The following is a 25,817-nucleotide window of genomic DNA, read 5'->3' as shown; positions in this document are numbered from 1 at the left end:
GATACATGATTAAAACGAAATTAAAATTTGGAAATATTAAATAAGAATAAGAATTGTTCTCATAACTTTATTGAATTTATTAGGGTTTTTTTGCTGATTTGCTGATATTTACCTTTAAATGGCTTTTGAAATTCGATAAAATGGTAATCTATTTTTAAGATTTGTCTGTCAACCAGTTAGGTACGACCATGTTGGCCAGTTACTTTCCCGTCCTCGTATTCATCCTCGTCGGCCTTGCGGCCGGCGTACTGTTTATTCTGCTCGGCACAATTTTAGGCCCGAAACGTCACTATGCCGAAAAAGACGCGGCTTACGAATGCGGTTTTGAAGCCTTTGAAAACGCAAGGATGAAGTTCGACGTGCGCTATTACCTCGTCGCCATCCTCTTTATCCTGTTTGATTTGGAGGTCGCGTTCATGTTGCCGTGGGCAGTCGTGTTCAAAGATTTGGGCGCGTACGGCTTCTGGTCTATGCTGGTGTTTATCGTCGTTCTGACGGTAGGCTTTATTTACGAATGGAAAAAAGGTGCGCTGGAATGGGAATAGAAGGCGTTTTGAAAAAAGGTTTCATCACCACCAGCGCGGATACGGTGCTGAACTATATGCGTACCGGTTCGCTGTGGCCGGTTACTTTCGGCTTGGCCTGCTGCGCCGTGGAAATGATGCATGCGGGTATGGCGCGTTATGACCTTGACCGTTTCGGCATCATTTTCCGTCCGTCCCCCCGTCAGGCCGACCTGATGATTGTGGCAGGTACGCTGACCAACAAAATGGCGCCCGCCCTGCGCCGCGTATACGACCAGCTCGCCGAGCCGCGCTGGGTATTGTCTATGGGCTCGTGTGCCAACGGTGGCGGCTATTACCACTATTCTTATTCCGTTGTGCGCGGTGCCGACCGCGTCGTGCCAGTAGACGTTTATGTGCCGGGTTGTCCGCCGACTGCGGAAGCCCTGATTTACGGCCTGATTCAGCTCCAACAAAAAATCAAGCGCACTTCCACCATCGCGCGTGACGAGTAAGGAGAGGACGATATGGCAAGCATTCAAAACTTATACGAGACCGTCGTCGGCGTGCTTGGCGATCAGGCAAGCAAAGTCATTTCAGCTTTGGGCGAGATTACCGTCGAGTGTCTGCCCGAGCACTATATTTCAGTCATGACCGCATTGCGCGACCATGAAGAGTTGCATTTCGAGCTTCTGGTCGACTTGTGCGGTGTCGATTACAGCACTTACAAAAACGAAGTATGGCAGGGCAAGCGCTTTGCCGTCGTCAGTCAGCTGCTTTCCGTTAAAAACAATCAACGCATCCGCGTACGAGTCTGGGTTTCAGACGACGACTTCCCCATAGTCGAATCCGTAGTCGATATTTACAACAGCGCGGATTGGTACGAACGCGAAGCTTTCGATATGTACGGCATCATGTTCAACAACCATCCGGACCTGCGCCGCATCCTGACCGATTACGGTTTCGTTGGACATCCGTTCCGCAAAGACTTCCCGATTTCCGGCTATGTGGAAATGCGTTACGACGAAGAGCAAAAACGCGTGATTTACCAACCTGTTACCATTGAGCCGCGCGAGATCACGCCGCGTATCGTCCGTGAGGAGAACTACGGTGGCCAATAAATTAAGAAACTACACCATCAACTTCGGCCCGCAACACCCTGCGGCGCACGGCGTATTGCGTATGATTTTGGAGTTGGAGGGCGAAACCATCGTCCGCGCCGACCCACATATCGGCCTCCTGCACCGCGGTACTGAAAAACTGGCTGAAACCAAAACCTATCTGCAAGCCCTGCCCTATATGGACCGCTTGGACTACGTTTCCATGATGGTCAACGAGCAGGCGTATTGCTTGGCAGTAGAAAAACTTGCCGGTATCGATGTGCCTATCCGCGCCCAATACATCCGCGTGATGTTCGCCGAAGTAACGCGCATCCTCAATCACTTGATGGGCATCGGTTCGCACGCCTTCGACATCGGCGCGATGACCGCCATCCTTTACGCCTTCCGCGACCGCGAAGAGCTGATGGACTTGTACGAAGCCGTTTCCGGCGCGCGTATGCACGCCGCCTACTTCCGTCCCGGCGGCGTTTACCGCGACCTGCCCGATTTCATGCCTAAATACGAGAGCAGCAAATTCCGTAATGCCAAAGTATTGAAGCAGCTCAACGAATCCCGCGAAGGCACCATGCTCGACTTCATCGATGCCTTCTGCGAACGTTTCCCGAAAAACATCGACACACTCGAAACCCTCCTGACCGACAACCGCATTTGGAAACAGCGTACCGTCGGCATCGGCGTCGTCTCTCCTGAGCGCGCCATGCAAAAAGGCTTTACCGGCGTCATGTTGCGCGGTTCCGGCGTAGAATGGGACGTGCGTAAGACACAGCCTTACGAAGTGTACGACAAAATGGATTTCGACATCCCCGTCGGCGTCAATGGCGACTGCTACGACCGTTACCTCTGCCGTATGGAAGAAATGCGTCAATCCGTGCGCATCATCAAACAATGCTCCGAGTGGTTGCATGTCAATCCGGGTCCGGTCATTACCACAAACCACAAATTCGCTCCGCCCAAACGTACCGAAATGAAAACAGGTATGGAAGACCTGATTCACCATTTCAAACTCTTTACCGAGGGTATGCACGTTCCTGAGGGCGAGACCTACACCGCTGTCGAACATCCGAAAGGCGAGTTCGGCGTTTACATCATTTCAGACGGCGCAAACAAACCCTACCGCCTGAAAATCCGCGCACCCGGCTTCGCCCATCTGCAAGGCATGGACGAAATGGCAAAAGGCCACATGCTGGCCGACGTCGTTGCCATCATCGGTACGCAGGACATCGTATTCGGGGAGGTTGACCGATAATGTTATCCGCAGAATCCTTAAAACAAATTGATATTGAGTTGGCAAAATACCCTGCAGACCAACGCCGCTCCGCCATTATGGGCGCATTGCGTATTGCCCAGACCGAAAAAGGCTGGCTCGCTCCCGAGATCATCGCTTTTGTCGCAGACTATATCGGCATCTCGCCTGCACAAGCCTACGAAGTCGCTACTTTCTACAATATGTACGACCTTGAGCCTGTCGGCAAATACAAACTGACCGTTTGTACCAACCTGCCCTGCGCCCTGCGCGGCGGTATGGCTACCGGCGAATACCTCAAACAAAAACTCGGTATCGGCTACGGCGAAACCACGCCTGACGGTAAATTTACCCTTGTCGAAGGCGAATGCATGGGCGCATGCGGCGACGCTCCGGTTATGCTGGTCAACAACCACAGCATGTGCAGCTTTATGACCGAAGAAGCAATTGACAAGAAACTTGCCGAACTGAAATAAAAGGCCGTCTGAAAACAACGGCTGCAACCGATACGAAAACGAACAGGCACACCAAAAATGGCTATTTACCAATCAGGCGTGATTTTTGACCAAGTGGATACCGCCAATCCCGATTGCTGGACATTGGACGAATACGTCAAACGTGGCGGCTATACCGCCCTGCGTAAAATCCTGTCCGAAAACATCTCGCAAACCGATGTGATTGACGAAGTCAAAACCTCCGGCTTGCGCGGTCGTGGTGGTGCGGGCTTCCCGACCGGTTTGAAATGGAGCTTTATGCCCCGTTCCTTCCCGGGCGAAAAATATGTGGTTTGCAACACCGACGAAGGCGAGCCGGGTACATTTAAAGACCGCGACATCATTATGTTCAATCCTCATGCCCTGATTGAAGGCATGATTATTGCCGGTTACGCGATGGGCGCGAAAGCCGGCTACAACTATATCCACGGCGAAATTTTCGAAGGCTACCAACGTTTTGAAGCTGCTTTGGAGCAGGCGCGTGCCGCAGGCTTTTTGGGTAAAAATATTTTGGGTTCGGATTTTGAATTTGAACTCTTTGCCCACCATGGCTACGGCGCATATATTTGCGGCGAAGAAACCGCATTGCTCGAATCGTTGGAAGGCAAAAAAGGCCAGCCGCGCTTTAAGCCGCCATTCCCTGCTTCATTCGGCCTGTACGGCAAACCGACTACCATCAACAATACCGAAACGTTCTCCTCCGTCCCCTTCATTATCCGTGACGGCGGACAGGCATTTGCCGATAAAGGTATTCCGAATGCAGGCGGTACTAAATTGTTCTGTATTTCCGGTCATGTCGAGCGTCCGGGCAACTATGAAGTGCCATTGGGTACGCCGTTTGCTGAAGTCTTGAAAATGGCGGGTGGTATGCGCGGCGGTAAAAAACTTAAAGCCGTTATTCCCGGTGGTTCGTCCGCGCCCGTGTTGCCTGCCGATATCATGATGCAGACCAATATGGACTATGACTCGATTTCCAAAGCCGGCTCGATGCTGGGTTCCGGCGCGATTATCGTCATGGACGAAGACGTGTGCATGGTTAAAGCCCTTGAGCGCCTGAGCTACTTCTACTACGACGAGTCTTGCGGCCAATGTACGCCTTGCCGAGAAGGTACGGGCTGGCTCTACCGCATCGTCCACCGCATCGTAGAAGGCAAAGGCCGCATGGAAGACTTGGATTTGTTGGATTCTATCGGTAATCAAATGGCAGGCCGCACTATCTGCGCCCTTGCCGATGCCGCCGTCTTCCCTGTCCGCAGCTTTACCAAGCATTTCCGTGATGAGTTTGTGCATTACATCGAACACGGCGGACCGATGAAACCGAATAAGTGGTGCTAAGTTTTCAGACGGCCTCTAAAAGAATTATTTATTAAATACCCGTAACTAGGAACGAACCATGTTACAAATCGAAATCGACGGCAAACAGGTATCTGTGGAGCAGGGCGCGACGGTAATTGAAGCCGCGCACAAGCTCGGTACTTATATCCCGCATTTCTGTTACCACAAAAAACTTTCCATCGCTGCCAACTGCCGTATGTGTTTGGTGGACGTGGAAAAAGCCCCCAAACCCCTGCCCGCCTGTGCCACGCCGGTTACAGACGGCATGATTGTGCGTACGCATTCGGCAAAAGCCCGAGAGGCGCAAGAAGGCGTGATGGAGTTCCTGCTCATCAACCATCCGCTTGATTGTCCGACCTGTGACCAAGGTGGCGAATGCCAGTTGCAGGATTTGGCGATGGGCTACGGCAAAACCACCAGCCGTTATACCGAAGAAAAACGTTCCGTCGTCGGCAAGGATATGGGTCCTTTGGTTTCCGCCGAGGAAATGAGCCGTTGTATCCACTGTACCCGTTGCGTCCGTTTCACTGAAGAAATCGCCGGCGTGCAAGAAATCGCCATGGCCAACCGCGGTGAACACTCCGAGATCATGCCTTTTATCGGCAAAGCAGTGGAAACCGAATTGTCAGGCAACGTCATCGATTTGTGTCCTGTCGGCGCATTGACCAGCAAACCGTTCCGCTTCAACGCGCGTACTTGGGAATTGAACCGCCGCAAATCCGTTTCTGCCCATGATGCTTTGGGCAGCAACCTGATTGTGCAAACCAAAGACCATACCGTCCGCCGTGTGTTGCCGCTGGAAAACGAAGCCATCAACGAATGCTGGCTGTCCGACCGCGACCGTTTCGCCTACGAAGGCCTGTATCACGAAAGCCGTCTGAAAAACCCGAAAATCAAACAGGGCGGCGAGTGGATGGACGTAGATTGGAAAACCGCACTGGAATATGTCCGCAGCGCGATTGAATGTATCGCCAAAGACGGCAACCAAAACCAAGTCGGCATTTGGGCGAACCCGATGAATACGGTTGAAGAGCTGTATCTGGCCAAAAAACTTGCCGACGGCTTGGGTGTTAAAAACTTTGCCACCCGTTTGCGCCAACAAGACAAACGTCTTTCAGACGGCCTTAAAGGTGCGCAATGGTTGGGACAAAGCATTGAATCTTTGGCTGACAACGATGCCGTATTGGTAGTCGGCGCGAACTTGCGCAAAGAACAGCCGCTCCTGACCGCCCGTTTGCGCCGCGCCGCCAAAGACCGCATGGCCTTGAGCGTATTGGCCAGCAGTAAAGAAGAATTGTTTATGCCGCTTCTGTCTCAAGAAGCCGCACATCCCGACGAGTGGGCAGGCCGTCTGAAAAACCTGTATGCCAATGCGGAACACGCCGTTACCGCCAGCCTGAAAAACGCTGAAAAAGCAGCGGTGATTTTGGGCACGGAAGTGCAAAACCATCCTGATTACGCCGCCATTTATGCCGCCGCGCAAGAGCTGGCAGACGTGACCGGCGCAGTGCTGGGTATTTTGCCGCAAGCCGCCAACAGCGTTGGTGCGGATGTCTTGAATGTAAACTCCGGCGAGAGCGTTGCCGAAATGGCAAATGCGCCGAAACAGGCAGTCTTGCTGCTCAACGTTGAGCCTGAAATCGATACGGTTGACGGCGCAAAAGCCGTGGCCGCGTTGAAACAGGCGAAAAGCGTGATGGCGTTTACACCGTTTGTCAGCGAAACGCTGCTGGACGTGTGCGACGTATTGTTGCCGATTGCGCCGTTTACCGAAACCTCGGGCAGCTTCATCAATATGGAAGGCCGTCTGCAATCTTTCCACGGCGTGGTACAAGGCTTCGGCGATTCGCGTCCGATGTGGAAAGTGTTGCGCGTATTGGGCAACCTGTTTGACCTGAAAGGTTTTGAATACCACGATACCGCTTCGATTCTGAAAGATGCGCTGGATGCAGAAAGCCTGCCGTCCAAACTGGACAACCGCAGCACATGGACAGGGGAGGGCGTTCAGACGGCCTCAGACCGCCTCGTCCGTGTCGGCGGCGTCGGTATTTATCACACTGATTCTATCGTGCGCCGTTCCGCACCGTTGCAAGAAACCAGCCATGCCGCCGTGCCTGCCGCGCGTGTAAATCCGAACACATTGGCACGCTTGGGCCTGCAAGACGGACAAACCGCTGTCGCCAAACAAAACGGCGCAAGCGTATCGGTTGCCGTCAAAGCCGATGCCGGACTGCCTGAAAACGTGGTGCATCTGCCGCTGCATACCGAAAATGCCGCGCTGGGTGCGTTGATGGACACTATTGAACTGGCGGGAGCTTGATCATGCAAGAATGGTTCCAAAACCTCTTTGCCGCAACGCTCGGTCTGGGCGATTTGGGCATCACCTTAGGCTTGGTGGTATCCGTCATCGTCAAAATCGTGATTATCTTGATTCCGCTGATTCTGACCGTTGCCTATCTGACGTATTTCGAACGTAAAGTCATCGGCTTTATGCAGCTTCGCGTCGGCCCGAACGTAACCGGCCCGTGGGGGCTGATTCAGCCGTTTGCCGACGTGTTCAAACTCTTGTTTAAAGAGGTAACCCGTCCGAAGCTGTCAAACAAAGCCTTGTTCTACATCGGCCCGATTATGTCGCTCGCCCCGTCTTTCGCGGCATGGGCGGTGATTCCGTTCAACGAAGAATGGGTGCTGACCAATATCAATATCGGCCTTTTGTACATCCTGATGATTACCTCGCTGTCGGTTTACGGCGTGATCATCGCGGGCTGGGCTTCCAACTCCAAATATTCGTTCCTGGGTGCAATGCGTGCTTCCGCGCAAAGCATTTCCTACGAAATTGCCATGAGTGCCGCGCTGGTGTGCGTCGTGATGGTATCGGGCAGCATGAACTTCTCCGACATCGTTGCCGCGCAAGCCAAAGGTATTGCCGGCGGTTCAGTATTCTCGTGGAACTGGCTGCCGCTGTTCCCAATCTTCATCGTCTATCTGATTTCCGCCGTTGCTGAAACCAACCGCGCACCGTTTGACGTGGCAGAGGGTGAATCTGAAATCGTTGCCGGCCACCACGTTGAATACTCCGGCTTTGCATTCGCGCTGTTCTTCCTCGCCGAATACATTTTCATGATCCTGATTGCCGCGCTGACATCGCTGATGTTCCTCGGCGGCTGGTTGTCTCCGTTCCCGCAAAGTTGGGGCTTTATCGGTACGCCTTCCGCATTTTGGATGTTCGTGAAAATGGCGGCGGTGCTGTACTGGTATCTGTGGATCCGTGCAACCTTCCCACGCTACCGTTACGACCAAATCATGCGTTTGGGCTGGAAAGTGCTGATTCCGATCGGCTTCGCCTACATCGTGATTTTGGGCGTGTGGATGATTTCACCGCTGAATTTGTGGAAATAAGTTTCAGACGGCATCTTGAGGCCGTCTGAACAAAGCGATTTTGAATACCTAACGAAATCCCTGTTTTGAGGGAACATAATATGGCTAACTTAGTAAAAACCTTTCTGCTTGGCGAATTGGTAAAAGGCTTGGGCGTAACGCTCAAAAACTTTTTTGCCCGCAAAGACACAATTTATTTCCCCGAAGAGAAAACGCCGCAATCCGTGCGTTTCCGCGGCCTGCACGCGCAACGCCGTTATCCGAACGGCGAAGAGCGCTGTATTGCGTGTAAATTGTGCGAGGCAGTTTGTCCGGCAATGGCGATTAACATTGAATCGGAAGAACGCGAAGACGGCACCCGCCGCACCAAGCGTTACGACATCGACCTGACCAAGTGCATCTTCTGCGGTTTCTGCGAAGAGGCCTGCCCGACCGATGCGATTGTGGAAACCCATATTTTTGAATACCACGGCGAGAAAAAGGGCGACTTGCACATGACCAAGCCGATTCTTTTGGCCATTGGCGACAAATACGAACCCGAAATCGCCAAACGCAAAGCCGCTGACGCGCCGTATCGTTAAGGAGCAGACGAATGACTTTTTCCGCGATTCTGTTCTATATCCTTGCCGCCATCGTTTTGTACGGTGCGGTTCGTACCGTTACCGCTAAAAACCCTGTGCACGCCGCTTTGCATTTGGTGCTGACCTTCTGCGTGAGCGCGATGATTTGGATGCTGATGCAGGCCGAATTCTTGGGCGTAACGCTGGTGGTGGTTTACGTCGGCGCCGTGATGGTGTTGTTCCTGTTCGTCGTGATGATGTTGAACATCGACATCGAAGCCATGCGCGCCGGTTTCTGGCGTCATGCGCCTGTTGCCGGTGTGGTCGGCACATTGTTGGCGGTTGCCCTGATCCTGATTTTGGTCAACCCGAAAACCGACCTAGCCGCATTTGGTCTGATGAAAGACATTCCGGCCGATTACAACAATATCCGCGATTTGGGCAGCCGTATTTATACTGACTACCTGTTGCCGTTTGAGTTGGCGGCGGTATTGCTGCTGTTGGGTATGGTAGCCGCGATTGCACTGGTTCACCGCAAAACTTTCAATCCGAAACGTATGGATCCTGCAGACCAAGTCAAAGTACGCGCCGATCAAGGCCGTATGCGTCTGGTGAAAATGGAAGCGGTCAAACCGCAAGTCGAATCTGCCGAAGAAAGCGAAGTTTCAGACGGCCTCAAGCCGGAAGGGGAGGGCAAAGCATGATTACCTTGACACATTATCTGGTATTGGGTGCGCTCCTGTTCGGTATCAGCGCAATGGGTATCTTTATGAACCGCAAAAACGTGCTGGTATTGCTGATGTCCATCGAGCTGATGCTCTTGGCGGTGAACTTCAACTTTATCGCTTTCTCCCAATATTTGGGCGATACTGCCGGACAGATTTTCGTATTCTTCGTATTGACCGTTGCCGCTGCTGAATCCGCCATCGGTTTGGCGATTATGGTGCTGGTGTACCGTAACAGAAAAACAATCAACGTTGCCGATTTGGATGAGTTGAAAGGGTAATCATGAACGACATGACTTTATATTTGGTAATTGCCCTTGTGCCTTTGGCAGGCTCGCTGATTGCAGGTTTGTTCGGCAATAAAATCGGACGTGCCAGCGCGCATACCGTAACAATACTCGGTGTGGCGGTGTCCGCCTTGCTGTCGGCTTATGTGCTGTGGGGATTCCTCAATGGCAGCCGTACCAAGTTTGACGAGAACGTTTATACCTGGCTGACAATGGGCGGCTTGGATTTCTCCGTCGGCTTCTTGGTCGATACGATGACGGCGATGATGATGGTCGTGGTCACCGGCGTGTCGTTGATGGTGCATATCTATACCATCGGCTATATGCACGATGAAAAAGTCGGCTACCAACGCTTCTTCAGCTATATTTCTTTGTTTACTTTCAGCATGTTGATGCTGATTATGAGCAACAATTTCATCCAGCTCTTCTTCGGCTGGGAGGCTGTGGGCTTGGTGTCGTATCTCTTGATCGGTTTCTATTTCAAACGTCCGAGCGCAACATTTGCCAACCTGAAAGCCTTTTTGATCAACCGTGTCGGCGACTTCGGTTTTTTGCTCGGTATCGGCTTGGTGCTTGCCTATTTCGGCGGCAGCCTGCGCTATCAAGATGTATTCGCTTATCTGCCTAATGTTCAGACGGCCACTATCCAACTGTTCCCCGGTGTGGAATGGTCTTTGATTACTGTAACCTGTTTGCTCCTGTTTGTGGGTGCGATGGGTAAATCGGCGCAGTTCCCGCTGCACGTTTGGCTGCCTGATTCGATGGAAGGCCCGACACCGATTTCTGCATTGATTCACGCCGCTACGATGGTTACGGCGGGTCTGTTCATGGTGTCGCGCATGTCGCCGATTTACGAAATGAGCAGCACTGCGCTGTCGGTGATTATGGTGATTGGCGCGATTACCGCCCTGTTTATGGGTTTCTTGGGCGTAATTCAAAACGACATCAAGCGCGTGGTTGCGTATTCCACCCTGTCGCAACTGGGTTATATGACCGTGGCTCTGGGCGCGTCCGCCTATTCTGTGGCGATGTTCCACGTCATGACCCACGCCTTCTTTAAGGCCTTGCTGTTCTTGGCGGCGGGTAGCGCCATTATCGGTATGCACCACGACCAAGACATGCGCCACATGGGCAATCTGAAAAAATACATGCCGATTACTTGGCTGACCATGCTGGTCGGTAACTTGTCGCTGATCGGTACGCCGTTCTTCTCCGGCTTCTACTCCAAAGATTCGATTATCGAAGCGGCGAAATACAGCACCCTGCCGGGCAGCGGCTTTGCTTATTTTGCCGTCCTCGCCAGCGTGTTCGTTACCGCGTTTTACGCGTTCCGCCAATACTTTATGGTGTTCCACGGCGAAGAGAAATGGCGCAGCCTGCCTGAGCATTATGACGATCATCATGGCGAAGAACATCACGGCTTGGGCAAAAACGACAATCCGCACGAAAGCCCGCTGGTCGTTACCCTGCCGCTGATTCTGCTTGCCATTCCGTCCGTCATCATCGGCTATGTTGCCATCGAGCCTATGCTTTACGGCGATTTCTTCAAAGACGTGATTTTCGTCAATACCGACGCGCATCCAACCATGCACATCATGAAGGAAGAGTTCCACGGCGCATTGGCAATGGTGTCGCACAGCCTGCATTCGCCTGTACTCTACCTTGCTATCGCAGGCGTGTTGAGCGCATGGCTCTTGTACGTCAAACTGCCGCACCTGCCTGCGAAAATTGCACAGGCGTTCCGTCCGATTTACGTTTTGTTTGAAAACAAATACTACCTCGACGCCCTGTATTTCAATGTTTTCGCCAAAGGCACGCGCGCATTGGGTACTTTCTTCTGGAAAGTCGGCGATACCGCTATTATCGACAACGGTATCGTCAACGGCTCTGCCAAACTGGTCGGCGCGATTGCCGCGCAGGTACGCAAAGTCCAAACCGGCTTCATCTATACCTATGCCGCCGCTATGGTATTCGGCGTATTGGTACTGCTCGGCATGACCTTCTGGGGATTGTTCCGATAAAAGCAGGATTTCAGACGGCCTGTTTATAGTTTGTGTATAGGGCCGTCTGAAAAAGAAAATTTGAGCAACAATGATTGAAGACAAATTACCGCAAACCCTGGACGAAGTCCGTGAAGCCATCGATGGTTTGGATAAGGGATTAATCGAATTACTCGCCCGCCGGCAGAAATTGGTACGGCAGGCTGGTCGTCTGAAACCTAAAAACGATGTGCAGGCGGTTTCCGCGCCCGAACGGGTGGCTCAAGTGATTGCCTCTCGCCGCGCTTATGCCGAAAAGGCGGGTTTGTCGCCCGAAGTAGCAGAAGCAGTTTGGCGCAGCATGATTGATGCGTTCATTAAACTTGAGATGGACACCAACCGTACCGACGGAGCGTAGTCAAAATCTTCGGATAATGGTTTTGACAAGAAAAATATGGAAGAGGCCGTCTGAAAAGAAGGTTTTAGGCGGTTATGGAATAAAAGAATAACGGTAGATATACGTTTTTCTTGATTTTGCCATATACAAAATACACAATCTTTTTCAGACGGCCTCCTGAAATGGTGTCTGAAAACCAACCCATACAACTATATTTTTTATTTTAACCACAGGTTAACCACTATGTTTTCCAACTACCTACTCAGCTTGGCAATATGGATACCCATCGCCGCAGGTGTGCTGGTTTTGGCGACCGGTAAAGACAGCCGTGCGCCGCTGGCGCGTGTGCTTGCCTTCATGGGTGCGCTTGCCGGTTTCTTGGTAACGCTGCCCCTGTTTACCGGTTTTGACCGTTTGAGTGGCGGCTATCAGTTTACCGAGTTCCACGAGTGGATTCCGCTTCTGAAAATCAACTACCAGTTGGGTGTAGACGGTATTTCAGTGCTCTTTATCATCTTGAATGCGTTTATTACGCTGTTGGTGGTATTGGCCGGTTGGGAAGTCATTCAGAAACGTCCGGCGCAGTATATGGCGGCATTCCTGATCATGTCGGGTTTGATTAATGGTGCGTTTGCCGCGCAGGATGCGATTCTGTTTTATGTGTTCTTCGAGGGTATGCTGATTCCGCTGTACCTGATTATCGGTGTATGGGGCGGCCCGCGCCGCGTCTATGCGTCGGTCAAGCTGTTCCTCTATACGCTGATGGGTTCGCTCTTGATGCTGGTTGCCATGGTTTACCTGTACTATCAGACAGGCAGCTTCTCTATTGTTGATTTCCAAAACATCAAACAGATTCCATTGGGCGTACAACAGCTTTTGTTTGTGGCGTTCTTCCTGTCATTCGCTGTAAAAGTGCCGATGTTCCCTGTGCACACTTGGTTGCCGGATGCCCACGTTGAAGCGCCGACCGGCGGTTCGATGGTATTGGCGGCAATTACGCTGAAACTGGGTGCATATGGTTTCTTGCGCTTTATCCTGCCGATTATGCCGGATGCGGCACGCTATTTTGCCCCCGTGATCATCGTATTGAGCCTGATTGCCGTGATTTACATCGGTATGGTGGCTTTGGTGCAAACCGATATGAAAAAACTGGTGGCGTACTCTTCCATCAGCCATATGGGTTTTGTCACTTTGGGTATGTTCCTGTTTGTGAACGGCCAATTGAATGACTGGGCATTGAAAGGTGCAATCATTCAAATGATTTCCCACGGTTTTGTGTCTGCCGCGATGTTTATGTGTATCGGTGTGATGTACGACCGCCTGCATACTCGCAATATTGCCGACTATGGCGGCGTGGTCAATGTGATGCCTAAGTTTGCGGCGTTTATGATGTTGTTCGGTATGGCTAATGCCGGTCTGCCTGCGACTTCCGGCTTCGTGGGCGAGTTTATGGTGATTATGGGCGCGGTTAAAGTGAATTTCTGGGTAGGTGCGTTGGCTGCTATGACTCTGATTTACGGTGCGTCTTATACCCTGTGGATGTACAAACGCGTTATTTTTGGTGCGATCCACAATCCGCACGTTGCCGAAATGAAAGACATCAATTGCCGCGAATTTGCGATTTTGGCAATTTTGGCGGTTGCTGTATTGGGCATGGGTCTGTATCCGCAAGCGTTTATCGAAGTGGTGCATCAAGCGGCAAACGATTTGATTGCCCATGTGGCACAAAGCAAGATTTGAGGTGTGTAAATGAACTGGTCTGATTTGAATTTAATGCCCGCCATGCCCGAAATCGTGCTGCTTGCGCTATTGGGTGTCGTATTGCTGGCAGACTTGTGGATTTGCGATAAAAACCGCTATCTGACCCATCTGATGAGTTTGGGAACGGTCATCATCGTGACCATCACCCAATTGGCGGTATGGGAGCAGGGCAGTGTCGATGCCTTTCACGGTATGTATATTGCAGACGGCATGTCCCGTTTGGCAAAACTGGTGCTGTATGCACTGACGTTTGGTCTGTTTATTTACAGTAAACCGTACAACGAAGACCGCCAAATCTTTAAAGGCGAGTTTTACACCCTGTCATTGTTTGCCCTGTTGGGTATGAGCGTCATGGTCAGCTCGGCACATTTCCTGACTGCGTATATCGGTTTGGAATTGTTGTCTTTGTCGCTGTACGCCATGATTGCCCTGCGCCGCGATTCCGGCCGCTCTGCCGAGGCCGCACTGAAATACTTCGTATTGGGCGCGTTGGCCTCCGGCTTGCTGCTTTATGGTATTTCCATGGTTTATGGCGCCACCGGTTCTCTTGATTTTGCTTCCGTCTTGGCTTCTGCTTTCAATGAGCAGGCCAATGAATGGTTGTTGAAATTGGGTATGGTGTTTATTGTGGTCGCCATTGCATTTAAATTGGGTGCGGTGCCATTCCATATGTGGGTACCCGATGTGTACGATGGCGCGCCAACCTCTGTTACCGCCTTTGTGGGTACGGCTCCGAAAATTGCCGCTGTCGTCTTTGCGTTCCGTATCCTTGTTACCGGTATGGGTACCATACATTCAGACTGGGCGCCGATGTTGGCCATCCTTGCCGTTGCTTCTTTGGTGGTCGGTAACCTTGCCGCCATCATGCAAACCAATATCAAACGTATGCTTGCCTATTCTACCGTATCGCACATGGGTTTTATCCTGTTGGCGTTTATGGCAGGCGCAGTCGGCTTTACTGCAGGTTTGTATTACGCCATTACCTATGCTTTGATGGCGGCAGTCAGCTTCGGCGTTTTGATGGTATTGTCCACCAAAGACATTGAATGTGAAAACATCAAAGACCTCGCAGGCCTTAACCAACGCCATGCATGGTTTGCCTTCCTGATGTTGCTGTCTATGTTCTCCATGGCGGGTATTCCACCGCTGATGGGTTTTTACGCCAAATTCGGCGTAATTATGGCACTCTTGAAACAAGGCCATGTTTGGTTGTCCGTATTTGCCGTCATCATGTCGCTGATTGGTGCGTTCTACTACCTGCGCGTGGTCAAAGTCATCTACTTCGATGCGCCTGACCATGACCAGCCGGTCGGCAGTAACTATGCCGCTAAATTTGTTCTGACGGTCAATGCCTTCTTGCTGCTCCTGTGGGGTATCATGCCGCAAACCGTTATCGACTGGTGTGCCAAAGCATTGATAAATACCCTGTAAGCTTCAAACAAAACCAACGGCGGCTGTTCCAAAGTCGCCGTTTTTGTTAGGATTCGCATTCGGGTGAAATATACCCAAAGTTCAGACGGCCTCAATCCTTTGAACAATCATCTAGCAGGTATCATCAAGATATTGAATATTCCACGGATAATGATGGGCAAGAATGCCCATTTAACATGTTAAAATCACACACAGGCCGTCTGAAAATAGAAAGACCATCATGACCGCATCCATGTACATTCTTTTGCTGTTGGCACTTATCTTTGCCAACGCACCATTTATTACCACCAAATTCTTCGGCATCATCACCCTGAAACGCAAACACATCGGCCATCACTTGATCGAATTGCTGGCAGGCTTCCTACTTACCGCGATTCTCGCCTATATCCTTGAATCACGCGCCGGAGCCGTACATGCCCAAGACTGGGAGTTTTACGCGACCGTTGTCTGCCTCTACCTGATTTTTGCCTTCCCATGCTTCGTATGGCGTTACTTTTGGAATGAGCGGAATAGAGAGTAGGATTTGAATAAGGGAAAGGCTGTCTGAAAGATTTTCAGACGGCCTTTATTTTGTTTGATGTTAAATATCGATTAGAAAACAAGGCTGTTGGGGCGTAAAGCCTTGTCGTGAGGGCGGTTTAACGGTACTATTCTCGGTTAATCCTGTTTTATTCCTATGAAATTGAAAGTATAAGATGATTAATGATATTCAAAAGACAGCTGAAGGCAAAATGCAGCGTTCTCTGGAAGTGTTGAAAGAAAACTTGGCTAAGGTGCGTACCGGCCGTGCGCATACCGGCCTGCTTGACCAAGTGGAAGTGGAATACTGGGGCAGCATGGTGCCTGTGAGCCAAGTGGCAAACGTAACGCTTTTGGATGCGCGTACGATTGGTGTGAAACCGTTCGAGAGCAATATGGCTGCAAAAGTCGAGAAAGCGATCCGTGATTCCAACTTGGGCCTGAACCCTGCTTCTGTCGGCGATTTGATCCGTGTCCCTATGCCTATGTTGACTGAGGAACGCCGTAAAGATTTGATTAAAGTGGTACGCGGTGAGGCAGAAGAAGGCCGTGTGTCTATCCGCAATGTACGCCGTGATGCAAACGACCACATCAAAAAACTGTTGAAAGACAAAGAGATTTCTGAAGATGAAGCACGTCGTGGCGAGGAAGCGGTTCAGAAGTTGACCGACAAATACATTGCTGAGGCAGACAAGCTCTTGGCTGCCAAAGAAGAAGATTTGATGGCGATTTAATTCTGTGTGCAAACCGTTCAGACGGCCTTTGGACGGTTTGCTCCCTGAAAGGCAGACATGAAAAGCAGTACGCAGACGATTTTGGAACACTCTGCCATCCCCCGACATATTGCTGTGATTATGGACGGCAACGGACGTTGGGCAAAGAAGCGTTTTCTTCCCCGTGTGATGGGGCATAAGCGCGGCTTGGATGCGCTGGAGAACATGGTGAAGCATTGTGCTGAACTGGGTGTGCGGTATTTGACCGTGTTTGCTTTTTCGACTGAAAACTGGCGACGCCCCGAGGAAGAGGTTTCTTTTCTGATGGGGCTGTTTTTGCAGGCTTTGCAAAAGCAGGTGCGCCGTTTGCACGATAACAATATGCGCTTGAGAGTCATCGGCAGCCGTGAGCGGTTTAATGCTGAAATCCTGAAGGGGATTGAGGCGGCAGAGGCGTTGACGGCAAACAATACCGGTTTGACTTTGAGCATTGCCGCCGATTATGGCGGCCGCTGGGATATTTTGCAGGCGGCAAATCAGTTGATTGCCGAGGGTGCAACTGAGATTACGGAAGAGGCGTTGTCGCGTTATTTGATGTTGGGCGATGCACCCGAGCCGGATTTGTTTATCCGCACCGGCGGCGAGACGCGCATCAGTAATTTCCTGCTGTGGCAGATGGCGTACGCGGAATTGTATTTTACGGATACGCTGTGGCCTGATTTTAATGAGAAATCGCTGAACGAGGCGATTGCTTCGTTCCAAAAACGGGAGCGCCGCTTCGGGCGGACTTCCGAACAGCTGCCGGTTGAGCAGCAACGGGGTTGAGAACTATGTTGAAACAACGGATTTTGACGGCGCTGTGGCTCTTGCCGCTGATGCTGGGTATGCTATTTTATGCACCTATGTGGCTGTGGGCGGCGTTTTGCGGCCTGATTGCCATGCTGACTTTGTGGGAATATGCCCGCATGAGCGGCTTGGACAAGCTGAAAATCAATCATTATTTGGCTTCAACGCTGGTGTTTGGCGTGATTGCCTATGCCGGCGGTTGGCAGTTGCCTGATTTGGTTTGGTATGTCGTATTGGCGTTTTGGCTGATTGTCATGCCTTGGTGGCTGAAGGCGAAATGGAAGTTGAACGGCGGCTGGCAGGCTTACACGGTCGGTTGGTTGTTGGTGATGCCGTTTTGGTTCGCACTGGTTTACCTGCGCCCTCAGCCTGAAGACGCGCTGTCTTTATTGGCAATTATGGGTTTGGTTTGGGTGGCCGATATTGGCGCGTATTTCTGCGGCAAGTCGTTTGGCAAGCGCAAAATTGCGCCGACCATCAGCCCGGGTAAAAGCTGGGAAGGTGCGATCGGCGGCGCATTATGCGTTGCCGTGTACATGACCATCGTATGGAAAGCCGGTTGGCTGGCTTTTGAAGCCGGTTGGTTAAAAACTATTTTGATCGGCTTGATTCTGACCATTGTCAGCGTGTGCGGCGATTTGCTGGAAAGCTGGCTCAAACGTGCGGCTGGTATCAAAGACAGCAGTAATCTGTTGCCGGGACACGGCGGCGTGTTCGACCGTGTGGACAGCCTGATTGCCGTTATCAGCATTTATGCCGCCTTTGTATATTTGTTTTAAACCGCCTGTCTGACGTGGTTGAGGAAGCTGATTATGTCCGAACAAAAACAGATTTCATCTTTATCAATCTTGGGCGTATTGTTGGCACTGGGATTGATGGCTGCGGCGTTTATTTTGGGTGTGCAGTTTAAGAATCTGCGTCAGCCGGGGACGATTACCGTAAAAGGTTTGGCGGAGAAAAACTTCCAATCCGACAGCGCGACGTGGAATACGGGCGTAAATGCGCACGGCGAGAGCTATCAGGAAGTTTTGGATTTGCTGACGGCAAGACGCAAGAAGCTGTCTAAGTTTTTGGGTGAGCAAGGCTTTGCGGCGGCTGAAATGAAAGTGGGCCTGCCCGAAGTGTCGCGCGTTTTCAATGAAACCCGAGACGAACTGGGCAACGTAACCCGCACGCCCAACGGCTACGACGGCGACCTCAATATTGTGGTCAACACCAAAAAACTGGACAAAATCCAAGCCGCCCAGCGCGCCATTTTGAATTTCCGTGCGCAAAACGAATTTATCCGCTTCGACAATCCGCAATATTTGCTGGGCAATTTGGAAACCATCAAACGCGATTTGATTACGCAGGCGACTGAGGATGCGCAGAAACGCGCGGCCGAATTTGCCAAAACCGGCGGTGGCAAAGTGGGCGCCATGCGTTCTGCTTCGCAAGGATCGTTCAACATCTATGCCGACACCGGCAGCAGCGAGGATGACGAATACGGCGGTTCTTACGATAAAAGTACCGTCGGCAAACAAGTCCGACTGGTTGTTACCATCGAATACGGCATTGAGTAATTCTTTCAGACGGCCTGTTTAGCCGGGAGGTAAAAGGCCGTCTGAAAATTGGAAACGGCAAAGAAATCTATTTCAAACACAATGAATACCGTTTGCACAGCACACAAAGAACACACCATGACACAACAAGTTCTGACCATATTAGGCAGTACCGGCAGCATAGGCGAAAGCACTTTAGACGTTGTTTCCCGCCATCCCGAAAAATTCCGCGTGTTCGCGCTGGCAGGGCATAGGCAGGTGGACAAGCTGGCGGCGCAATGCAAACAGTTCCGTCCGGAATATGCCGTTATCGGCGATGCCGGCCATGCGGCCGAGCTGGAAAAGAAACTCAAGCAAGAAGGCATCAGTACGCAGGTTTTATATGGTTCTCAAGCCCTGATTGATGTCGCCTCTGCCGATGAAGTCAGCGGCGTAATGTGTGCCATTGTCGGCGCGGCCGGCTTGCCGTCGGCTTTGGCCGCCGCTAAAAAAGGCAAAACCATTTATCTGGCAAACAAAGAAACACTGGTGGTTTCCGGTGCATTGTTTATGGAAACCGCCCGTCAAAACGGCGCTACCGTCTTGCCGATTGACAGTGAACACAATGCCATCTTCCAAGTATTGCCAAGGGATTACACAGGCCGTCTAAATGAGCACGGTATCAATTCGATTATCCTGACTGCATCGGGCGGTCCTTTCCTTAACACTGATTTAAGTACATTTGACAGCATTACGCCCGAACAGGCGGTCAAGCATCCGAATTGGAGCATGGGCCGCAAGATTTCCGTCGATTCCGCATCAATGATGAATAAGGGCTTGGAGTTGATTGAGGCGCATTGGTTGTTTAACTGTCCGCCGGAAAAACTGGAAGTCGTCATCCATCCACAATCCGTGATACACAGCATGGTGCGTTATCGCGATGGTTCGGTATTGGCGCAGTTGGGTAATCCCGATATGCGTACGCCGATTGCTTATTGCTTGGGCCTGCCCGAACGTATCGACTCTGGCGTGGGCGAGCTGGATTTCGGCGCATTGTCCGCATTGACCTTCCAAAAACCTGACTTTGACCGTTTTCCATGCCTGAAACTTGCCTATCAGGCCATGAATGCAGGCGGCGCCGCGCCTTGCGTGCTGAACGCCGCCAACGAAGTTGCCGTGGCCGCTTTTTTAGATAAACGCATCAAGTTTACCGATATTGCCAAAGTCGTTGCCCACTGCCTTGCCCAAAATTTTTCAGACGGCCGTCACGATATCGAAGGCCTGCTGGCGCAAGACGCGCAAACACGTAGACAGGCAGAAGCCTTTATCGGCAAACAATAAAGCTTCAATGACAGGCCGTCTGAAACGTCAACCGCTTGGCATTTAGGCAGACAAAATGGAACAACTGCCTTTATAATCGGTTTTCAGACGGCCTTATCCGTTGATTATCACATTCCACTCAGGGGGATTTTTTTGCAAACCTTTTTAGCCTTTATCGTCGCCATTCTGATTTTGGTCAGCCTGCATGAGTTCGGACACTATATTGTTGCCCACTGGTGCGGCGTTAAAGTCGTGCGCTTTTCCGTCGGCTTTGGTAAGCCCTTTTTCACCCGAAAACGCGGCGATACCGAGTGGTGTCTTGCCCCGATTCCGCTGGGCGGTTACGTTAAAATGGTCGATACGCGCGAAGGAGAGGTGGCAGAGGCAGATTTGCCGTACGCCTTTGACAAGCAGCATCCGGCCAAGCGCATCGCCATTGTCGCCGCCGGCCCTTTGACCAATTTGATTTTGGCCGTTTTGCTTTATGGTTTGAGCTTTTCCTTCGGCGTAACTGAGTTGCGCCCCTATGTCGGCATGGTTGAGCCTAGCAGTATTGCCGCCAAAGCAGGTTTTCAGGCAGGCGATAAGATTGTATCGGTCAACGGAATCTCCGTAAAAGACTGGAGTGATGCGCAAACCGAGATGGTGCTGAACCTTGAAGCCGGCCCTGTAAAAGTTGCTGTTCAGACGGCCTCAAATACCCAAGCCATCCGCATAATTGATGCCGCCGGCACGCCTGAAGCAGGTAAAGTTGCGAAAAGCCAAGGCAACATCGGCCTTTTGCCTTTTAGAATTACTAACCGCATCGGCAAAGTCTTGGCCAATAGTCCGGCCGAAAAAGCAGGTTTGAAGGAAAACGACAAACTGCTGACCGCCGATGGGAAGCCCATCGAGAGCTGGCAGGCATGGACGGAACTCTTCCGCGCCAGCCCCGGTAAACGAATCGAGCTGACTTACGAGCGCGACGGCAAAATACTGGCGACCGCTATCCGACCGGACAGCGTCGAGCAGTCGGCAGGCGTGCTGGTGGGTAGAGCAGGGCTTGCCGCTCAGGCGGATAAAGAGTGGGATAAAACCATCCGCTACCGTTATACGCCTTCCGTTGCCCAAGCCTTTGAATTGGGTTGGAACAAAACCGTCAACTATTCGTGGACGACCCTCAAATTTTTCGGAAAACTGGTTACAGGCAATGCCTCTTTGAACCATATTTCCGGTCCCCTGACCATTGCCGATGTCGCCGGACAGTCCGCCAAACTCGGATTGCAGAGCTACCTCGAATTTCTGGCCTTGGTCAGCATCAGCTTAGGCGTGTTGAACCTTTTGCCCATACCCGTTTTAGACGGCGGACATTTGGTTTTCTATACCGCCGAATGGATACGCGGAAAGCCTTTGAGCGAGCGCATACAGGCAGTCGGCCTGCGCTTCGGACTGGCAGCCATGCTTTTGATGATGGCTGTGGCTTTCTTTAATGACATCAACCGTTTGTTTGGATAATTTATGAAACTGAACCAGATTGCTTCCGCTTTAATGGTATTGAGCCTGTCGCCAATGGCATTGGCTGACTTTACCATTCAGGACATCCGCGTCGAAGGCCTGCAACGCACCGAGCCGAGTACCGTCTTCAACTACCTGCCCGTTAAAGTCGGTGATAATTTCAATGATGCACGCAGTGAAGAAATCATCAAAAAACTCTATGCAACCGGTTTCTTTGACGACGTACGCGTCGAAACCATGGACAATCAAGTCCTGCTGACCGTGATTGAGCGTCCGACCATCAGCTCGCTCAATATTACCGGCGCGAAAATGCTGCAAAACGATGCCATCAAGAAAAACCTTGAAGCCTTCGGTTTGGCGCAATCCCAATACTTCAACCAAGCAACGCTGAACCAAGCCGTTGCCGGTTTGAAAGAAGAGTATTTGAGCCGAGGCAAACAGTCTGTCCAAATCACTCCGACTGTAACCAAACTCGCCCGTAACCGCGTATCTATTGATATCGCCATCGAAGAGGGCAAATCTACCAAGATTACCGATATTTCCTTTGAAGGCAACGAAGTTTATTCCGACCGCCGCCTGCTGAAACAAATGTCCCTGAGCGAAGGCGGCATGTGGACTTGGATTACCAAGAGCAACCAGTTCAATGAGCAAAAATTTGCTCAGGACATGGAAAAAATTACCAATTACTACCAAAACAACGGCTACTTCAACTTCCGTATTTTGGATACCGATATCCAAACCAACGAAGACAAAACCAAGCAAACCATTAAAGTAACCGTCAGCGAAGGCGACCGCTTCCGTTGGGGCAATGTACGCATCGAAGGCGATACGCTGGAAGTGCCGAAAGAAGATTTGGAAAAACTGCTGACCATGAAGCCGGGCAAATGGTACGAGCGCGCGCAAATGTCCAATTCGCTCGAAGCCATCCAAAACCGCATGGGTCAGGCAGGTTACGCATTCAGCGAAATCAATGTCCAACCGATTCCAAATGCCGAAACGCATACTGTTGATTTTGTGCTGACCGTTCAACCGGGCCGCAAAATCTATGTAAACGAAATCAACATTACCGGCAACAACAAAACCCGTGACGAAGTCATCCGCCGCGAGTTGCGCCAAATGGAATCAGCGCCTTACGACTCTGCCAAACTGCAACGTTCTAAAGAGCGCGTTGAGTTGTTGGGCTACTTCGACAACGTTCAATTTGATGCGGTTCCTGTGGCCAATACGCCCGACCAAGTTGACCTGAACATGAGCCTGACCGAACGTTCTACCGGCTCGCTCGACTTGAGCGCAGGTTGGGTTCAGGATACCGGTTTGGTAATGTCTGCCGGTGTGGCTCAAGACAACCTGTTCGGTACGGGTAAATCCGTTGCCCTGCGCGCTTCCCGCAGTAAAACCACAGTAAACGGCTCATTGTCGTTTACCGACCCATACTTCACACCTGACGGCGTAAGCTTGGGCTACGACCTTTATGGTAAGACTTACGACCCGCGTAAAGCTTCTTCCAGCGCGAAACAATATAAAACCACAACTTTCGGCGGCGGTTTGCGTATCGGTATTCCGGTTACCGAATATGACCGTGTGAACTTCGGTTTGGCCGCAGAGCGTTTGACCGTGAACACCTACAAAGGCGCGCCTAAACGCTATGCCGACTTTATCAATCAATACGGTAAGGGCGACGGTAGCGGCGTGGGTAGCTTCAAAGGCTGGTTGTACAAAGGTACCATCGGCTGGGGCCGCAACAAAACCGACAATGCCTTGTGGCCGACCCGCGGTTACCTGACCGGCGTAAACGGCGAAATCGCCTTGCCGGGCAGCGACCTGCAATACTACACTCTGACCCACAACCAAACTTGGTTCTTCCCGTTGAGCAAAGATTTCACATTGATGCTGGGTGGCGAAGTCGGTTATGGCAACGGCTACGGCAAAACCAAAACCATGCCGTTCTTTGAAAACTTCTACGGCGGCGGCTTAGGTTCTGTCCGCGGCTTTGAAAGCGGTACGCTGGGCCCGAAAGTCTATGACGAATACGGAGAAAAAATCAGCTACGGCGGTAACAAAAAAGCCAACGTTTCCGCAGAGTTGCTCTTCCCGATGCCGGGTATTAAAGACTCGCGTACTGTCCGTCTGAGCCTGTTTGCCGATGCAGGCAGCGTGTGGGACGACAAAACCTACAATGACAGCAGCAGCAATTCTTATTACACCAATGGCGCGTTCCAAAACGTGTATGGCGTAGGCACTACGCACAAATCGACATTCAAAAACGAATTGCGTTACTCTGCCGGTGCTGCCGTGACTTGGCTCTCTCCGCTGGGTCCGATGAAGTTCAGTTATGCTTATCCGATTAAGAAAAAAGAAGGCGACGAAATCCAACGCTTCCAATTCCAACTCGGTACGACATTCTGATGATGTTTAGGCCGTCTGAAACCGGGTTTGTCCGTTTCAGACGGCCTCATGGCAGATTGGCGGCAAGCTTATTGCAAACCGCCTGTTTGTTTTCAAGCAAGGATTTTTATTATGAGTAAAATAGCCGACACCCTCCGTGTCCTCGCCGTAGCCCTGCCGGGTTTCGTGCTGTTGCCGCAAGCGGCGGCGGATGGCGTGCAGAAAATCGGTTTTATCAATACCGAGCGCGTTTATCAGGAATCCAAGCAGGCGCAAAACATTCAGATGACTTTGGAAAAAGAGTTCAAAAGCCGTCAAACCGCCTTGCAAAAGTTGCAACAGGAAGGCGAGGCTTTGGAGCGAAAACTGAGCGGCGACAAGCTCAACGACAGCCAAAAGGAAGCGGAAACCCAAAAATGGCGCAATCTGGTACAGAAATTCCGCAAGCAGCAGGCCGAGTTGGCAGAAGACTACAACTTGCGCCGCAATGAAGAATTCGCCGCGCTTCAGCAAAATGCCAACCGCGTCATCGTCGATTTGGCCAAGCGTGAAGGTTACGACTTCATCTTGCAGGATGTGATTTACGTCAACGGCCGCTACGACATTACCGACAGCGTTATCAAAGCCCTAAATGCACACTGACCCTGCTCGGCAGCGAATGTAACCATACAGACAAACCTAAGGCCGTCTGAAACCCAAACCGGCATCTTTCAGACGGCCTGACATCTTGACGGCAGATTATCATGACTTCACAAGCATACACCCTGTCCCAAATCGTTTCCCAACTCGGCGGCGAATGGAAAGGCGAAGATATCGCCATTACCGCCGTCCGTCCGTTGGATCAGGCGCAGGCAGAACACATCAGCTTTTTGGCCAATCCGAAATACAAAGCCGAAGTGCACGACAGTCAGGCAGGCGCAGTGATTGTGTCGCCAAAAGCCGCGGACGAATTTGCGGGCCGCAACCTGATTGTGGCTGCCGACCCTTATCTTTATTTTGCCAAAGTGGCACGATTGTTCTCGCCGATTGTCAAAGCACAGGGTGGCGTACATCCGACTGCCGTTGTCGAGGCCAGTGCCAAAGTGCCGGCAAGCTGCGAAATCGGCGCGAATGCCTATATCGGCGCGAATACCGTATTGGGCGAAGGCTGCCGTATTTTGGCCAATGCCGTTGTTCAACACGATTGCACGTTGGGCGATGAAGTCGTGTTGCATCCCAACTCCGTCATCTATTACGGCTGCACTTTGGGCAACCGTGTCGAAATCCACAGCGGCGCCGTCATCGGCGCGGACGGTTTCGGCTTAGCCTTCGCCGGCGATTCATGGTTTAAAATTCCGCAAACCGGCGCAGTCACGCTGGGCGATGATGTGGAAATCGGTTCGAACACCAATATCGACCGTGGCGCAATGAGCGACACGACCGTCGGCAACGGCACCAAAATCGACAACCAAGTCCAAATCGGCCACAACTGCAAAATCGGTGCGCACACCGTTATCGCCGCCAAAACCGGTATTTCCGGCAGCGTCACCATCGGCAATTATTGCATTATCGGCGGCGGCGTCGGCACGGTCGGACACATCGAAATCGCCGATAAAACCACCATCGGCGGCGGTACATCCGTTACCCACAGCATTACCGAAAGCGGCCAGCATTTGGCCGGTATTTTCCCGATGTCGGGCTACAAAGACTGGGCGCGCAATGCCGTTTATATCCACCGTTTGAGCGAAATGAACAAACGCCTCAAAACGCTGGAAAAACAGCTTGCCGACAGCGACGAAGCCTAAAGGCGGCGCAAACAGTCCGCGC

General features: G+C 51.5%; 25 protein-coding genes. All 25 read left to right on the top strand.

The features are described 5' to 3' along the window. The first annotated feature begins 188 nt into the window (after positions 1 to 188). The 25 genes from ACTHTK_RS05560 (at position 189) to lpxD (ending at position 25,795) form a co-directional block, all read left to right on the top strand. Complete coding sequence (locus ACTHTK_RS05560) at positions 189 to 545, top strand: NADH-quinone oxidoreductase subunit A (RefSeq protein ID WP_003686600.1); 357 nt, start codon at positions 189 to 191, stop codon at positions 543 to 545. After that, positions 536 to 1,018, top strand: coding sequence for a NuoB/complex I 20 kDa subunit family protein (locus ACTHTK_RS05555; protein ID WP_002215610.1), 483 nt, complete (start codon positions 536 to 538; stop codon positions 1,016 to 1,018). Before ACTHTK_RS05560 ends, ACTHTK_RS05555 begins: the two co-directional genes overlap by 10 nt. A 12-nt stretch (positions 1,019 to 1,030) precedes the next feature. Further along, complete coding sequence (locus tag ACTHTK_RS05550) at positions 1,031 to 1,624, top strand: NADH-quinone oxidoreductase subunit C (protein ID WP_049332999.1); 594 nt, start codon at positions 1,031 to 1,033, stop codon at positions 1,622 to 1,624. Next, complete coding sequence (gene nuoD, locus ACTHTK_RS05545) at positions 1,614 to 2,870, top strand: NADH dehydrogenase (quinone) subunit D (protein ID WP_107723888.1); 1,257 nt, start codon at positions 1,614 to 1,616, stop codon at positions 2,868 to 2,870. Before ACTHTK_RS05550 ends, nuoD begins: the two co-directional genes overlap by 11 nt. After that, the gene (gene nuoE / locus ACTHTK_RS05540) at positions 2,870 to 3,343 is read left to right on the top strand and encodes an NADH-quinone oxidoreductase subunit NuoE (protein WP_107723887.1); all 474 of its coding nucleotides are present in this window, start codon (positions 2,870 to 2,872) and stop codon (positions 3,341 to 3,343) included. Before nuoD ends, nuoE begins: the two co-directional genes overlap by 1 nt. Before the next feature lie 57 nt (positions 3,344 to 3,400). Continuing rightward, complete coding sequence (gene nuoF / locus ACTHTK_RS05535; protein WP_003676995.1) at positions 3,401 to 4,696, top strand: NADH-quinone oxidoreductase subunit NuoF; 1,296 nt, start codon at positions 3,401 to 3,403, stop codon at positions 4,694 to 4,696. A 58-nt stretch (positions 4,697 to 4,754) separates the two neighbouring features. Next, the gene (gene nuoG / locus ACTHTK_RS05530; RefSeq protein ID WP_440378463.1) at positions 4,755 to 7,016 is read left to right on the top strand and encodes an NADH-quinone oxidoreductase subunit NuoG; all 2,262 of its coding nucleotides are present in this window, start codon (positions 4,755 to 4,757) and stop codon (positions 7,014 to 7,016) included. A gap of 2 nt (positions 7,017 to 7,018) precedes the next feature. Then, complete coding sequence (gene nuoH / locus ACTHTK_RS05525; RefSeq protein ID WP_107857775.1) at positions 7,019 to 8,095, top strand: NADH-quinone oxidoreductase subunit NuoH; 1,077 nt, start codon at positions 7,019 to 7,021, stop codon at positions 8,093 to 8,095. 80 nt (positions 8,096 to 8,175) lie between these two features. Then, on the top strand, positions 8,176 to 8,655 hold the full coding sequence (gene nuoI / locus ACTHTK_RS05520) for an NADH-quinone oxidoreductase subunit NuoI (protein WP_070837200.1): 480 nt from the start codon (positions 8,176 to 8,178) through the stop codon (positions 8,653 to 8,655). Positions 8,656 to 8,666: 11 nt separating this feature from the next. Next, on the top strand, positions 8,667 to 9,338 hold the full coding sequence (locus ACTHTK_RS05515) for an NADH-quinone oxidoreductase subunit J (protein ID WP_003747879.1): 672 nt from the start codon (positions 8,667 to 8,669) through the stop codon (positions 9,336 to 9,338). Beyond that, a complete protein-coding gene (nuoK, locus tag ACTHTK_RS05510) occupies positions 9,335 to 9,640 on the top strand; it encodes an NADH-quinone oxidoreductase subunit NuoK (protein ID WP_003747881.1) in 306 nt (101 codons plus the stop codon). Before ACTHTK_RS05515 ends, nuoK begins: the two co-directional genes overlap by 4 nt. Before the next feature lie 2 nt (positions 9,641 to 9,642). Next, positions 9,643 to 11,667, top strand: coding sequence for an NADH-quinone oxidoreductase subunit L (gene nuoL, locus ACTHTK_RS05505; RefSeq protein ID WP_107723885.1), 2,025 nt, complete (start codon positions 9,643 to 9,645; stop codon positions 11,665 to 11,667). Positions 11,668 to 11,737: 70 nt separating this feature from the next. Further along, entirely contained in the window at positions 11,738 to 12,043 is a 306-nt protein-coding gene (locus ACTHTK_RS05500) for a chorismate mutase (RefSeq protein WP_003747884.1), read from the top strand. 222 nt (positions 12,044 to 12,265) lie between these two features. Continuing rightward, positions 12,266 to 13,762: an NADH-quinone oxidoreductase subunit M gene (locus ACTHTK_RS05495; protein ID WP_107723884.1), complete on the top strand. Its 1,497-nt coding sequence runs from the start codon at positions 12,266 to 12,268 to the stop codon at positions 13,760 to 13,762. 9 nt (positions 13,763 to 13,771) lie between these two features. Continuing rightward, a complete protein-coding gene (gene nuoN, locus ACTHTK_RS05490; RefSeq protein WP_107723883.1) occupies positions 13,772 to 15,214 on the top strand; it encodes an NADH-quinone oxidoreductase subunit NuoN in 1,443 nt (480 codons plus the stop codon). A 220-nt stretch (positions 15,215 to 15,434) separates the two neighbouring features. Further along, positions 15,435 to 15,734, top strand: coding sequence for a DUF2818 family protein (locus ACTHTK_RS05485; RefSeq protein ID WP_107723882.1), 300 nt, complete (start codon positions 15,435 to 15,437; stop codon positions 15,732 to 15,734). A 175-nt stretch (positions 15,735 to 15,909) separates the two neighbouring features. Beyond that, on the top strand, positions 15,910 to 16,467 hold the full coding sequence (frr, locus tag ACTHTK_RS05480) for a ribosome recycling factor (protein ID WP_063068560.1): 558 nt from the start codon (positions 15,910 to 15,912) through the stop codon (positions 16,465 to 16,467). 57 nt (positions 16,468 to 16,524) lie between these two features. After that, positions 16,525 to 17,271 (top strand): isoprenyl transferase, encoded by a 747-nt coding sequence (locus ACTHTK_RS05475; protein WP_107723881.1) that lies wholly within the window; start codon positions 16,525 to 16,527, stop codon positions 17,269 to 17,271. Between the two features lie 5 nt (positions 17,272 to 17,276). After that, on the top strand, positions 17,277 to 18,071 hold the full coding sequence (locus tag ACTHTK_RS05470; protein WP_107723880.1) for a phosphatidate cytidylyltransferase: 795 nt from the start codon (positions 17,277 to 17,279) through the stop codon (positions 18,069 to 18,071). A gap of 33 nt (positions 18,072 to 18,104) precedes the next feature. Beyond that, on the top strand, positions 18,105 to 18,854 hold the full coding sequence (locus ACTHTK_RS05465) for an SIMPL domain-containing protein (RefSeq protein WP_003686550.1): 750 nt from the start codon (positions 18,105 to 18,107) through the stop codon (positions 18,852 to 18,854). Positions 18,855 to 18,971: 117 nt separating this feature from the next. Further along, on the top strand, positions 18,972 to 20,153 hold the full coding sequence (ispC, locus tag ACTHTK_RS05460; RefSeq protein WP_107723960.1) for a 1-deoxy-D-xylulose-5-phosphate reductoisomerase: 1,182 nt from the start codon (positions 18,972 to 18,974) through the stop codon (positions 20,151 to 20,153). Between the two features lie 132 nt (positions 20,154 to 20,285). After that, positions 20,286 to 21,626, top strand: coding sequence for an RIP metalloprotease RseP (gene rseP, locus ACTHTK_RS05455; RefSeq protein ID WP_107723879.1), 1,341 nt, complete (start codon positions 20,286 to 20,288; stop codon positions 21,624 to 21,626). Positions 21,627 to 21,629: 3 nt separating this feature from the next. Further along, positions 21,630 to 24,032, top strand: coding sequence for an outer membrane protein assembly factor BamA (gene bamA, locus ACTHTK_RS05450; protein ID WP_107723878.1), 2,403 nt, complete (start codon positions 21,630 to 21,632; stop codon positions 24,030 to 24,032). Between the two features lie 111 nt (positions 24,033 to 24,143). Then, positions 24,144 to 24,653, top strand: coding sequence for an OmpH family outer membrane protein (locus tag ACTHTK_RS05445; protein ID WP_107723877.1), 510 nt, complete (start codon positions 24,144 to 24,146; stop codon positions 24,651 to 24,653). Positions 24,654 to 24,754: 101 nt separating this feature from the next. Further along, entirely contained in the window at positions 24,755 to 25,795 is a 1,041-nt protein-coding gene (lpxD, locus tag ACTHTK_RS05440; RefSeq protein ID WP_107723876.1) for a UDP-3-O-(3-hydroxymyristoyl)glucosamine N-acyltransferase, read from the top strand. Positions 25,796 to 25,817 lie beyond the last annotated feature (22 nt).

Origin of the sequence: Neisseria sp. P0006.S009, from assembly GCF_051962915.1 — a bacterium.
Taxonomy (GTDB): Bacteria; Pseudomonadota; Gammaproteobacteria; order Burkholderiales; family Neisseriaceae; genus Neisseria; species Neisseria subflava_E.
Note: the sequence above shows the minus strand (reverse complement) of the source record. Positions and strands in the feature narration are given on the sequence as shown.

Excerpts from the sequence above, each read along its gene's own strand:
- ACTHTK_RS05515 (WP_003747879.1), top strand. The coding sequence starts at position 8,667 with ATGACTTTTTCCGCGATTCTGTTCTATATCCTTGCCGCCATCGTTTTG.
- nuoN (WP_107723883.1), top strand. The coding sequence starts at position 13,772 with ATGAACTGGTCTGATTTGAATTTAATGCCCGCCATGCCCGAAATCGTG.
- bamA (WP_107723878.1), top strand. The coding sequence starts at position 21,630 with ATGAAACTGAACCAGATTGCTTCCGCTTTAATGGTATTGAGCCTGTCG.
- lpxD (WP_107723876.1), top strand. The coding sequence starts at position 24,755 with ATGACTTCACAAGCATACACCCTGTCCCAAATCGTTTCCCAACTCGGC.
- ACTHTK_RS05550 (WP_049332999.1), top strand. The coding sequence starts at position 1,031 with ATGGCAAGCATTCAAAACTTATACGAGACCGTCGTCGGCGTGCTTGGC.
- nuoG (WP_440378463.1), top strand. The coding sequence starts at position 4,755 with ATGTTACAAATCGAAATCGACGGCAAACAGGTATCTGTGGAGCAGGGC.
- nuoH (WP_107857775.1), top strand. The coding sequence starts at position 7,019 with ATGCAAGAATGGTTCCAAAACCTCTTTGCCGCAACGCTCGGTCTGGGC.
- ACTHTK_RS05555 (WP_002215610.1), top strand. The coding sequence starts at position 536 with ATGGGAATAGAAGGCGTTTTGAAAAAAGGTTTCATCACCACCAGCGCG.
- ACTHTK_RS05500 (WP_003747884.1), top strand. The coding sequence starts at position 11,738 with ATGATTGAAGACAAATTACCGCAAACCCTGGACGAAGTCCGTGAAGCC.
- ACTHTK_RS05495 (WP_107723884.1), top strand. The coding sequence starts at position 12,266 with ATGTTTTCCAACTACCTACTCAGCTTGGCAATATGGATACCCATCGCC.
- ACTHTK_RS05470 (WP_107723880.1), top strand. The coding sequence starts at position 17,277 with ATGTTGAAACAACGGATTTTGACGGCGCTGTGGCTCTTGCCGCTGATG.
- ACTHTK_RS05485 (WP_107723882.1), top strand. The coding sequence starts at position 15,435 with ATGACCGCATCCATGTACATTCTTTTGCTGTTGGCACTTATCTTTGCC.
- ispC (WP_107723960.1), top strand. The coding sequence starts at position 18,972 with ATGACACAACAAGTTCTGACCATATTAGGCAGTACCGGCAGCATAGGC.
- nuoI (WP_070837200.1), top strand. The coding sequence starts at position 8,176 with ATGGCTAACTTAGTAAAAACCTTTCTGCTTGGCGAATTGGTAAAAGGC.
- nuoK (WP_003747881.1), top strand. The coding sequence starts at position 9,335 with ATGATTACCTTGACACATTATCTGGTATTGGGTGCGCTCCTGTTCGGT.
- ACTHTK_RS05475 (WP_107723881.1), top strand. The coding sequence starts at position 16,525 with ATGAAAAGCAGTACGCAGACGATTTTGGAACACTCTGCCATCCCCCGA.
- ACTHTK_RS05560 (WP_003686600.1), top strand. The coding sequence starts at position 189 with ATGTTGGCCAGTTACTTTCCCGTCCTCGTATTCATCCTCGTCGGCCTT.
- nuoL (WP_107723885.1), top strand. The coding sequence starts at position 9,643 with ATGAACGACATGACTTTATATTTGGTAATTGCCCTTGTGCCTTTGGCA.
- nuoE (WP_107723887.1), top strand. The coding sequence starts at position 2,870 with ATGTTATCCGCAGAATCCTTAAAACAAATTGATATTGAGTTGGCAAAA.
- ACTHTK_RS05445 (WP_107723877.1), top strand. The coding sequence starts at position 24,144 with ATGAGTAAAATAGCCGACACCCTCCGTGTCCTCGCCGTAGCCCTGCCG.
- ACTHTK_RS05465 (WP_003686550.1), top strand. The coding sequence starts at position 18,105 with ATGTCCGAACAAAAACAGATTTCATCTTTATCAATCTTGGGCGTATTG.
- nuoF (WP_003676995.1), top strand. The coding sequence starts at position 3,401 with ATGGCTATTTACCAATCAGGCGTGATTTTTGACCAAGTGGATACCGCC.
- frr (WP_063068560.1), top strand. The coding sequence starts at position 15,910 with ATGATTAATGATATTCAAAAGACAGCTGAAGGCAAAATGCAGCGTTCT.